The sequence below is a fragment of the Roseateles sp. GW821-FHT09H11 genome (genome assembly GCF_059415845.1).
Genome location: NZ_JBWKOA010000002.1, coordinates 174,977 through 185,601, shown reverse-complemented (window position 1 = coordinate 185,601; position 10,625 = coordinate 174,977). Strand labels below are relative to the sequence as shown.

The window sequence follows — 10,625 nt, the reverse complement described above, 5'->3', positions numbered from 1 at the left end:
GCAGGCCTCAGAGCTGCATCTTGATCAGCTCGTCCACGGCGCCGACGACCTTGTTGCGGACCTGCATCAGCATCGAGAACGACAGGCTGGCTTCCTGGCTGGCGAGCATCGCGCCGACCAGGTCGTCGCTCTCCCCGCGCTCGACCGCTTCCATGCGCGCCGCGGCGGCCTGGTCGCGGTCGTCCACGCGCCGCAGCATCTGCTCGAAACCCGGTGTGGACAGGTTATCGCCGGCACCTTGTGACAGCGCCTGGGCGTCCTGCTGCAGCCGCACGCTGTCCTGTTTCAGCAGGGATTCCATCGTCGATTGACCGATGGCCGCATTGAGCGTCAAAGCCGACATACCTTTGCTCCGGGCGAAAAGGGGCCTTGCCACGCCGGACGGCGCGGGTTTTCCCGTGACCATTCATTCACCTCATCCGCCCATTCCTTCTGGTTAATGGCGCGGTTTTGGCATCGATATCTTTCAATCTCCGGGCTGGAGATTCATGACGGATGGAATGTCGCTCTTCTTCTTGTCATCGCGTTGGCTGCGCGTATTTTTGTTGCGACATTTCCTCGATATTTACAGACCGTTTCATTCACGGAAATTCGGACAAAGAAATCCCCTCGCGCCGGATTGGCTGCGATATCGATTCTGCAAATTTCCGGGGAATTTCCGGGGAATATCCGGAACCCATGCGGCGGCGGACCGCATTCGGCCGGTCGACGCTGGCGGAAGCCATCCGACAGTGCCGTCGCGGGCCGGGTCAGGGAATGAAAAGGTGTCTGTGAATGACCATGTCCGTCCTCTCTCTGCAAGACGGGCGCACCTCGGCGAGAGGGCAGGCAGGGTCACAACAGGCCCGGGTGGGGCCTGGCAGGCGAGCGCCTGTGAACCACGCGTCACGCGGCTCGCAGACTCAGGTCTGGCAACCCCGCTATCGTGATCCGGCGCCTGGCTGAAAGAGTTTCAGCCGGCGCCCGACGGTAGACCGGAGGCTTTGCGACCCCGGCTTTCGCTCGGGTGTGCCCTGATGTGTCCGGACTGTAGTCAATGTGAGCGTGCGCAACAAGAACCCTTTTTGCACCGCACCAAAACAGCGTTCGCCCGTGTGACGGATGTCACGAACCGGCGCCGATACTCCCAGGATGGTGATCCGCTACTCGCGCATTTGCCTCGAAATAAGTCGGTTTTGTTTCGGGATTGATAAATGTGAAAAATGCAATCCGCCCTGCGCTCGTCGGGATATTAACGACCGGACCGGCGAGCGACTTAAACGCGCAGCTTCCGCGATGTGCGATTCGCGATCGGCGGTTTGTGATTTATTCCCCGCATGTTCCGAACCAGCACTTCCAATGCTGGCCGAAATCACCATCGATTCCTAGAATTCGCTGGTTATGGCGTGAAATGCATTGGCCGACCGATGGTTGTCCCGACTGTTGTCGTACAACAGTTTCATTCAGAACGCCTCCCTTCTTCTCTGGAACCACGGATGAACCAGCCACGCTCCGCCCAGCCGCACCGGCCCGCCGCGCTCGATCCGCGCAGCCTGGGCCGCCCCGTGCATCTGCTGCCGCAGGTGGCGCAGCGCCTGCGCGAGGCGCTGCAGCGCCTGCTCGTGCAGCCGTGGAATCGCCGCTATCACAGCCGCCATGAGCTGCACGCGCTGACGCTGCGGCCGCTGGACGGCGCGGGGCTCCAGGCCGGCGACGTCGGCGACCTCGGCGAAGCGGGCCCGGCCGGGGACTCGCCCCGCTGGCTGCGCACCACGGGGCCGTCGGGCCTGCTGGCCTGCCGCATCGACCGGCCGCTGGTGCTGGCGCTGATGGCCAAGCGGCTCGGCCTGGGCGCGGACACCGCGCTGGCCACCGCCGACACGCCGCCCACCGCGACCGAGGACCGCCTGCTGCACCTGCTCGCCGGCCAGTTCGCCGGGCTGTGCGTGCACTGGTTGGCGCAGGCCTCCCGTCCCGATGGCGGCGCCACGCAAGACCTGACCCCCGCCAGCGATCTGCCGCCGCTGCAGGGCGGCGCCCTGCCCGCCTTCGGCCCCGACGGCTGGGAGTTGATCGCCTCGCTGCGCGACGGCGACCAGGAGGCCACGATCTCGCTCGCCCTGGCCGGCGCCTATCTGTTGCCGCTGCTGCGTCAACTGTCCGCGCAGCACCGTCCGTCGCGGCCCCCGGCGCAGCAGCAGCCGCTGGACCGCCGCCTGGCGCTGACCGTGCAGGCGCGCCTGTTGGAGCGCGAACTGGACCTCGGCAGCGTGCTGGACCTGCGTCCGGGCGCGCTGATCCCGATCCGGCTGACCGACGCGACCGTGATGGTCGAGGGCTCGGCGCTGATGAGCGCGGCCGTGGCCGAACACCAGGGCAAGTTGTGCCTGACCTCTTTCCAAGACCTGGAGTGATTGATGATGAGCGATACCGATCTGATCGCCGGCCTGCTCGACGAACCGATGGCGGAGGACGCCCGTGTGGTCGAGAGCCGACCGGCCGGCCGCGACCTGCCCGCGCTGATGCGCAAGATCCCGGTGACGCTGACGCTGGAGGTCGGCGAGGCGCGCCTGTCGCTGCACGACCTGGCGCAGCTGCAGGCCGACAGCGTCGTCGAGCTCGACACGCTGGCCGGCGCGCCGTTGGTGATCAAGGTGAACGGCACGCCGATCGGGCATGCCGAGGTCGTCGTCAGCGGCGACAGCCACGCGCTGCGCGTGCTCGACATCGACGGGCTGGACCTGGACCGGCTGGGTTCATGAGGACTGCACGCGCGATCGCCTTGGGCGCGGGCGCGATCGCGCTCGCGTCGATCGCGGCCGACCCGGCGATGGCGGCGATCCGCATCGCCGGTGCCGGCGCGGGGGGCGGCGACTTCACGCTGAAGACGCAGGTGCTGGTCATCATGACGCTGCTCGGGCTGCTGCCCGTGCTGGTGCTGATGATGACGAGCTTCACGCGCTTCGTGATCGTGCTGTCGCTGCTGCGCCAGGCGCTGGGCCTGCAGCAGGGCCTGCCGAACCGGCTGGTGACCGGCATCGCGCTGATCCTGACGATCCTGGTGATGCGCCCGATCGGCGCGCAGATCTACGAGCAGGCGATGGTGCCCTACGACAGCGACAGGATCACGCTGATGCAGGCGCTGTCCATCGCGGAGAAGCCGATCTCGCGCTTCATGCTGGCGCAGACCGGCAAGAGCGCGCTGGCGCAGATCGCGCAGCTGTCGGGCGAGACGAACGTGGCCAAGCCCGAGGACCACAGCTTCGCGGTGAAGCTCGCCGCCTTCACGCTGTCCGAGCTGAAGACCGCCTTCCAGATCGGCTGCATGCTGTTCATCCCCTTCCTGGTGATCGACCTGGTGGTGTCCTCGGTGCTGATGGCGATGGGGATGATGATGCTGTCGCCGCTGGTGATCTCGCTGCCGCTCAAGCTGCTGCTGTTCGTGCTGGTCGACGGCTGGACGCTGACGGTGAACACGCTGGTGTCGAGCGTGCGCGGGGTGGCGGGATGACGCCCGAGATCGCCGCCGACCTGATCGGCGAGAGCCTGCACCTGACGATGCTGCTGGTGCTGGTGCTGATCCTGCCGGGGCTGGTGACGGGCCTGATCGTGGCGCTGTTCCAGGCCGCGACGCAGATCAACGAGCAGACGCTGGCCTTCCTGCCGCGGCTGCTGGTGACGCTCCTGGTACTCGGGCTGGCGGGCCGCTGGATGGTGGGCCTGCTGATGGACTACTGCGTCTCGATCTTCGAGCGCGCGGCGCAGCTGGCCTCGTAGCCGGACTCGCCGTCGCACTCTGAGCCGCACTCGTCGCCGCACTCGCAGGGAAAGCGCGCCGTGGACATCGACTTCAGCCAGCTCACCGCCTGGCTCAGCGCGCTGTGGTGGCCGTTCTGCCGCATCCTGGCGATGCTGGCCGCGGCGCCGACGATGGGCGACGCCGGCATGCCGATGTCCGCGCGCGTGCTGCTGTCGCTGGTGCTGGCGGTGGTGATGATGCCGGTCGCGCAGTCGACGGCGGTGCACATCCCGGTCTTCTCGATGCAGGGCGTGCTGGCCGCCGCCGAGCAGGCCATCCTCGGCCTGGCCATGGGCCTGACCTTCCACCTGGCGATCGCCGTGATCGGGGTGCTGGGCTTCCTGCTGTCGTCGCAGCTGGGCCTGGCGATGGCGGTGATGAACGATCCGATCAACGGCAGCTCCTCGGACGTCGTCGGCGCGCTGCTCAACATCCTGTGCGTGCTCGCCTTCTTCGGCATGGACGGCCATCTGCTGTTCACCGCGGTGCTGGGAGAGAGCTTCCGCGCCTGGCCGCTGGGCGCCGGGCTCTCGCTGCTGACGCTGCAGAACCTGGCCTACAACCTGGCGTGGGTGTTCTCCGCGGCGCTGCTGCTGGCGCTGCCGGTGGTGGCGGCGACGCTGGTCGTGCAGCTGGGCATGGGCTTCCTGAACCGCGTGGCGCCGGCGCTCAACCTGTTTTCGCTGGGCTACTCGCTGGTCACGCTCTTCGGGCTGTTCATGTTGACGCAGATGCTGGCGCACGTGCCGGCGCACTACCTGCGCATGACGCAGCAGCTGCTGCGGATGCTGGAGCAAGGCATGCGCGGCGTGCCCGAAGTGGCGGGACTGATCGGACCAGGAGGCGTTCATGGCTGAGTCCGACACCGCCGACAAGACCGAGAAGGCCTCCGAGCAGAAGCTGCGCAAGGCGCGCGAGCAGGGCCAGGTCGCGCGCAGCAAGGACATCGGCGCGGCGATCGGCCTGCTGGCCGGCTTGAAGCTGCTGATGATGATCGCGCCGTCCTACCTCGAGGACTTCGCTCGGTTGTTCCGGCTGGCGCTCGCGCCGCTGGACGGCAACGATGCGCTGCAGGGACTGGACGCGCTCTGGGGCGAGGCGGCGCATGAGTCGCTGTGGCTGCTGGCGAAGATGCTGATGCCGCTGCTGGCCTTGCCGGCGGCGGTGATCCTCGCGACGCAGCTCGGCGGCGGCATCGTGTTCTCGCCGTCGCAGTGGGCGCCGAAGTTCTCGAAGCTGAATCCGCTGGGCAACCTCGGCCGGCTCTTCAGCGCCAAGCATTACACCGAGCTCGCCGCGACGCTGATGAAGACCGGCGGCGTGCTGGCCGTGCTGTACTGGGTGACCACGGCCTACGCGGCGCAGTACGTGCAGTTGCAGGCGCTGAGCCTGCCGCTGGCGCTGGCGCGCGCGGCCTCGCTGGTGATGGACGGCCTGCTGACGCTGGCGGCGGTGCTCGCCTTCTATGCGCTGGTGGACGTGCCCTTGCAGCGCCTGCTGTTCCTGCGCAACCAGCGCATGAGCAAGCAGGAGGTCAAGGAAGAATACAAGCAGAACGAAGGCCGGCCCGAGGTGCGCCAGCGCATCCGACAGCTGCAGCAGCAGCTGGCCCGGCGCAGCGTGCGCAAGTCCGTGCCCGAGGCCGACGTCGTCATCGTCAACCCGTCGCACTACGCGGTCGCGCTGCGCTACGACAGCACCAAGGCGGAGGCGCCCTACGTCGTCGCCAAAGGCGTCGACGAGATGGCGCTCTACATCCGCTCCCTCGCGCGCGAGCACCGCGTGCAGCTGCTGGAGCTGCCGCCGCTGGCGCGCGCGCTCTACAACAGCGCGCAGGTGCAGCAGCAGATTCCCGCGTCGCTGTACCAGGCGGTCGCGCAGGTGCTCAGCTACGTGATGCAGCTGAAGGCCTTCCACGCGGGCCGCCGCCCGACCGAACCGAGCCTGGCGGGCGACCTGCCGGTGCCGCGTCATCTCTCCGATCCGGAGTCCGAATGAAGTCCTCCCCGCCCTCCTCTTCTGCATCGTCCGCCGGGCCCGCCCGCTTCGGCCGTTTCGGCCGCCTCGGCCAGCAACTGCGCGACCTGCGCGTGGCGGCGCCGTTGTTCCTGCTGGCCATCCTGGCGATGGTGATCCTGCCGCTGCCGCCGGTGCTGCTGGACGTGCTGTTCACGTTCAACATCGTGCTGTCGCTGGTGGTGATCCTGGTCAGCGTGAACAGCAGGCGGCCGCTGGACTTCTCGATCTTCCCCAGCGTGATCCTGGCGACGACGCTGATGCGGCTGTCGCTGAACGTCGCGTCCACGCGCGTGGTGCTGCTGCACGGGCACGAGGGCACGCACGCGGCGGGCAAGGTGATCGAGGCCTTCGGCAACGTCGTCATCGGCGGCAACTTCATCGTCGGCCTGGTGGTGTTCGTGATCCTGATGGTGGTGAACTTCATCGTCGTCACCAAAGGCGCGGAGCGGATCTCGGAGGTGTCGGCGCGTTTCACGCTGGACGCGCTGCCTGGCAAGCAGATGGCGATCGACGCCGACCTCAACGCCGGCCTGATCAACCAGGAGCAGGCGCAGAAGCGGCGGCAGGAGGTCGGCACCGAGGCCGACTTCTACGGCGCGATGGACGGTGCGAGCAAGTTCGTGCGCGGCGACGCGATCGCGTCGATCCTGATCCTGCTGATCAACCTGGTGGGCGGCGTCGCGATCGGCGCGCTGATGCACGGCCTGTCGCTGGGCGAGGCGATCCGCCAATACGGCCTGCTGACGATCGGCGACGGCCTGGTCGCGCAGATCCCGGCGCTGCTGCTGTCGGCGGCGGCCGCGATCATCGTGACGCGGGTCAGCGACTCGGGCGAGTTCGAGCAGCAGGTCAGCGACCAGATGCTGGCGTCGCCGCAGGTGCTGTACAGCGCGGCGGGCGTGATGGGCGTGCTGGCGCTGATCCCCGGCATGCCGTGGCTGGCGTTCGGTGCGTTCGCGGTGGCGCTGGCCTATGCGGCGTGGCGGATGGGGGACCGGTCGCGCGACCGCATCCAGCCGGCGGCGCCGGTGGAGAGCGCGCTGGTCGCCGGCACACCGCCGGAGATCGACTGGCGCGCGCTGCCCGTGGTGGAAGCGGTGTCGGTGAGCCTGGGCTACAAGCTGGTCGGCCTGATCGATCCGGCGCAGGGCGCGCCGCTGCAGGCGCGGGTGCGCGGGATGCGGCAGTCGCTGAGCGAGTCGCTGGGCGTGCTGCTGCCGACGCTGTCGGTGCGGGACGATCTCTCGCTGAAGCCGAGCCAGTACGCGATCTCGCTGAGCGGCGCGGTGGTGGCGCAGGCGGAGGTCTATCCGGACCGCCTGATGGCGATCGCGTCGGGCCAGGTGTGGGGCGACGTGGACGGCATCCCGGGTTTCGATCCGGCGTACGCGATGCCGATCACGTGGATCGACACCGAACACAAGGCGCACGCGCTGGGGCTCGGTTACCAGGTGGTGGACGTGGCGAGCGTGGTCGCGACGCACGTGTCGAAGGTGCTGCGCGAGCAGTTGCCGGAGCTGCTGAAGTTCGACGACATCGCGGCGCTGATGGAGCGCCTGAACGCGATCGCGCCCAAGCTCGGCGGTGCGCTGGACAAGGCGTACACGCACGCGCAGCTGCTGAAGGTGATGCGCCTGCTGCTGGCCGAGGGCGTGGCGGTGAAGGACATCCAGAGCATCGCGTCGACGCTGGTCGAGAACGCGGAGGCGACGAAGGATCCGGTGCTGCTGGCGGCGGAGGTGCGCTGCGCGCTGAAGCGGCAGATCGTCTCGCAGCTGCAGGGGCCGCAGGGCGCGCTGGGTGCGCTGAAGGTGTTCAACCTCGGCAGCGATCTGGAGAACCACCTCTTGAATGCGCTGAACCAGGCGCGCGCGGGCGGCGCGAAGGTGCAGCTGGACAGCTACCCGGTGGATCCGCAGCTGCTGTCGCAGCTGCAGCAGCACATGCCGGGGGCGCGGGACCAGATGAAGTCGCTCGGCGCGCCGCCGGCGCTGCTCGTCATGCCGCAGGTGCGACCGCTGCTGGCGCGATACGCCCGGCTCTTCGCGCCCGGGCTGGCGGTGCTGTCGTACAACGAGGTGCCGGATCAGAAGGAGATTGCGGTGGTGGGGACCTTGGGCTGAGTCCTTTGAACGCCCGCGCCTATGCCGATTCGGGCTGTGCAGCACGCATGACCCTGGCAGACAGATCCGCGCCCCACATGTCCTCGTAGCGGGCCGGAATCCTGTCTTTCATTTGAAGAAGGCGACAGTGCGCGGAGCGCGTGAGTTGCCCATAGGTCACCGCGCGGACACTGCCGCGAATCAGACCGCCGGCCACGAACGGCATTTCAAGTTCCGCGTCCTCTCCGATCGCGTGACCGACGACGAATGCAGTCAGTTGCGACGGCCCGTCCAATGCGCCGCAGCGATAGAAGTCGTCCAGATAGCCGAGCGTCTGCCAGAGATCAACGCGCTGCAGCACATGTCCGCCACGCTTGAGTTCCACCAGCAGTACTTTCTGCTGCCGGATCAGGCGCTCGTCACCGGGCCCGAAACCCTCCGTCCCGACGACACAACAGGTGGCATCCGCAAGCATCACCAGATCGGGGCGCTTTCGGTGATTGGAGAAGTCCATCGGAGACAAGCGCTTCTTGAAGATCTTCTCCGCTGCGGTCCGAAGCGACACGTTGGACACGTATTCGGCGCTATCGAACTCTGCTCCGAAGAGCCACCGGGATTGGGCCACCAATGGATGCAGGACCTTCAATTCGTCAGCCGTCGGGTCACCGCTCAACTGGTCTAGCGTGGCGAGCACGGCCATGCGGTGGTCGATCTCATCCAGCACGGTGAGCGCGTCCCGGACGGTCCATTGGTCCAGAAGACGACCCAGACCTTCGATGTCCGAGTCCCCGAACACCGCCAACCTGTCGAGCAACCCTGAGCCACCACGCGATTGTTCAAGGCGGATGGCCGCCAGCACAGCCGCGGACAGGATGTCCTGGGACACAGCCGGTGTGGCCTTCACCAGCTCCCGCGTGAAGGTCGCGACTCCCGCGCGCTGCATCGGCGTCAGCATCCCGAAGGCAGCTCGATGACACATCAATGCGTCCTCGGAACTCTTCTCGGACACCGTGCCTCCCCATTTGTCGAGCGAGATGCTGACGTAGTCGCGCACCGCGAGACGCATGGCATCGACCATCGGGCCTGGCCTGAACTCACGCCAGTCCCTCCCGACTTCCGGCAACCACGCCTCCCCCGCCTGAACGACGATGGCATAGCGCTCGGCGAAACGGCCGTGTGCATCGATCAGGGATTCGCCGTCGATCGTCCAGCTCGGCATTCCAACGCGCCGTCCATTCACCCAGAAGGAGATGCCGGCATGGCTGGCGCCCCGACCGGCGCGAGTGGCGTCGACAACGCTGACCGATACCGGCGGGCGACCGTCCAGCCGCAGCGCGGTGCGCTCGATTGAACCGGACAGATCCGCGGTCGTCACAGCTTCACCATTCACACGCACCAGAAATCGTGGGTCATGGAGGAACCCCGCCGCGAGGAGCGCGCGGATCTCACCAGCTTCCGGAAGCCGCCGTTCAACGACGACGGCGATGCGCGTCCCATGACCATCGCGGAGAGCGCGAAGCTCGTTCTCGATACCGAGCGGCATCGACACCGTGGGCGTAGCGAGGGTTACACACGTGGCATCGCCGTCGCGCCAGGTCTCGACCGAATACCTGTCCGCGAAGCAGAGCAGCCCGTGACGCCCCATGCCGCTGCGGCCGTAGGCGAAGCGCCGCCAACCCTTGCGCAGCGAAGGGAACTCGACCTCGACCCCTTGACGCTTGAGTCGGTCGTACCCCAGCGTCATCCACCGCTCCCGGAACTGGTCGGCGGTCATGCCGTGGCCGTCGTCCTCGACCACCAGCATCCCACCGGTCGTCTCCGGAATCGTCAGATCGACAAGCGATGCGCCGGCGTCCCACGCGTTGGCCACGAGCTCCGTCAACGCCATGCCGGCGTCTTCCGCGATGGAACCGATCGTCCGGAGGAGGAAGTCCTCTTCAAAAAGCGAGGTCGTCGATTCGTCGTTCTGTGATTGGAATGCGGTCATGTCATGTCTCTTCAGATCAATGCATGAAGGCACTCTATGGCCGCTCCGGCGGGGCGCGAACCAAGGGTCTGGGCATCGTGGTTCGGGCGTCTCACCCTCTGGAGTGACTGAGATCCCCCAAAGGTGCAGGACTCACGCCAGGGCCGACTTCAACAAGCCAATCGGACCTGACGATGCATCAACCATTCCGCAGTGTTCCCCTCGACCGGCAGCGACGGAACGCCCACCGATCCATCCCGCTTCAACTCATCGAGCAAGGCCTTCGCCCGTTCCACCGTATCCGGGCTGATGCTGTTTGACACCAGTGCCCACCGCAACCATTCGATGGTGCGGGGGCGTTCACGCTTTCGCCCCTTGAAACCTCGAAAGACTTTTTCCAACGGTCGCCCGCGAAGCACTCTGTTGCGTGGCGCAACGGCCGTCGCGGCTTCTGCAGAAATACATTGGCAACAAACCAGCCAATGAGCCGCCTCCATGCAGAAGCAACGCCTCCTCCGCCGTCCGTTCACGGGCATGAGCCCGATCGCCGCGGCGTTCTCGCTGGCGATCCTCACGGCCTGCGGAGGCGGATCGGGGTCGAGCGAGGCCTCGCCGCCGCCGGTGGCAACCACTCCGCCACCGACTGGGGCCAGCTCGCCGACTACGCCGGAAACGCCGTCCACACCGACGACACCAACAACGCCGACTACGCCAACTACGCCGACGACTCCGCCGAATCCGGAAACACCGACCACCACGC

10 protein-coding genes and 1 riboswitch are annotated in these 10,625 nt (G+C 67.1%); of the genes, 7 read left to right on the top strand and 3 right to left on the bottom strand.

Translation table 11 applies throughout. The annotated features are described in order from the left end of the window. Window positions 1–7: 7 nt before the first annotated feature. Window positions 8–343 carry a flagellar hook-basal body complex protein FliE gene (gene fliE, locus AC07PR_RS07905; protein WP_495134955.1) on the bottom strand — a complete coding sequence of 112 codons (336 nt, stop codon included), beginning with the start codon at window positions 341–343 and terminating at the stop codon, window positions 8–10. A 564-nt stretch (window positions 344–907) separates the two neighbouring features. Continuing rightward, a riboswitch (cyclic di-GMP riboswitch) is annotated at window positions 908–1,023 on the bottom strand. 452 nt (window positions 1,024–1,475) lie between these two features. Between fliE and AC07PR_RS07900 the strand changes: the two genes are divergently transcribed. Genes AC07PR_RS07900 through AC07PR_RS07870 form a run of 7 tightly spaced genes read left to right on the top strand, consistent with a single transcriptional unit; the run spans window position 1,476 to window position 7,920 of the window. Further along, a complete protein-coding gene (locus AC07PR_RS07900; RefSeq protein ID WP_495134954.1) occupies window positions 1,476–2,393 on the top strand; it encodes a FliM/FliN family flagellar motor switch protein in 918 nt (305 codons plus the stop codon). 6 nt (window positions 2,394–2,399) lie between these two features. Next, on the top strand, window positions 2,400–2,741 hold the full coding sequence (locus AC07PR_RS07895; protein WP_377153193.1) for a FliM/FliN family flagellar motor switch protein: 342 nt from the start codon (window positions 2,400–2,402) through the stop codon (window positions 2,739–2,741). Further along, window positions 2,738–3,490, top strand: a complete 753-nt coding sequence (gene fliP / locus AC07PR_RS07890) for a flagellar type III secretion system pore protein FliP (protein ID WP_483107116.1) — start codon at window positions 2,738–2,740, stop codon at window positions 3,488–3,490. The genes AC07PR_RS07895 and fliP overlap by 4 nt, the downstream gene beginning before the upstream one ends. Beyond that, window positions 3,487–3,756 (top strand): flagellar biosynthesis protein FliQ, encoded by a 270-nt coding sequence (gene fliQ, locus AC07PR_RS07885; protein ID WP_377153189.1) that lies wholly within the window; start codon window positions 3,487–3,489, stop codon window positions 3,754–3,756. The genes fliP and fliQ overlap by 4 nt, the downstream gene beginning before the upstream one ends. 60 nt (window positions 3,757–3,816) lie before the next feature. Continuing rightward, entirely contained in the window at window positions 3,817–4,635 is an 819-nt protein-coding gene (locus tag AC07PR_RS07880; protein ID WP_483107117.1) for a flagellar biosynthetic protein FliR, read from the top strand. Then, the gene (gene flhB, locus AC07PR_RS07875; protein ID WP_483107118.1) at window positions 4,628–5,776 is read left to right on the top strand and encodes a flagellar type III secretion system protein FlhB; all 1,149 of its coding nucleotides are present in this window, start codon (window positions 4,628–4,630) and stop codon (window positions 5,774–5,776) included. Before AC07PR_RS07880 ends, flhB begins: the two co-directional genes overlap by 8 nt. Then, on the top strand, window positions 5,773–7,920 hold the full coding sequence (locus AC07PR_RS07870; RefSeq protein WP_483107119.1) for a flagellar biosynthesis protein FlhA: 2,148 nt from the start codon (window positions 5,773–5,775) through the stop codon (window positions 7,918–7,920). The genes flhB and AC07PR_RS07870 overlap by 4 nt, the downstream gene beginning before the upstream one ends. A gap of 19 nt (window positions 7,921–7,939) precedes the next feature. Here AC07PR_RS07870 and AC07PR_RS07865 read toward each other — a convergent pair whose 3' ends face one another. Both AC07PR_RS07865 and AC07PR_RS07860 read right to left on the bottom strand, forming a co-directional pair. Further along, entirely contained in the window at window positions 7,940–9,886 is a 1,947-nt protein-coding gene (locus AC07PR_RS07865) for an ATP-binding protein (RefSeq protein ID WP_495134953.1), read from the bottom strand. 149 nt (window positions 9,887–10,035) lie between these two features. Continuing rightward, on the bottom strand, window positions 10,036–10,623 hold the full coding sequence (locus AC07PR_RS07860) for a hypothetical protein (RefSeq protein ID WP_495134952.1): 588 nt from the start codon (window positions 10,621–10,623) through the stop codon (window positions 10,036–10,038). Window positions 10,624–10,625: the final 2 nt, after the last annotated feature.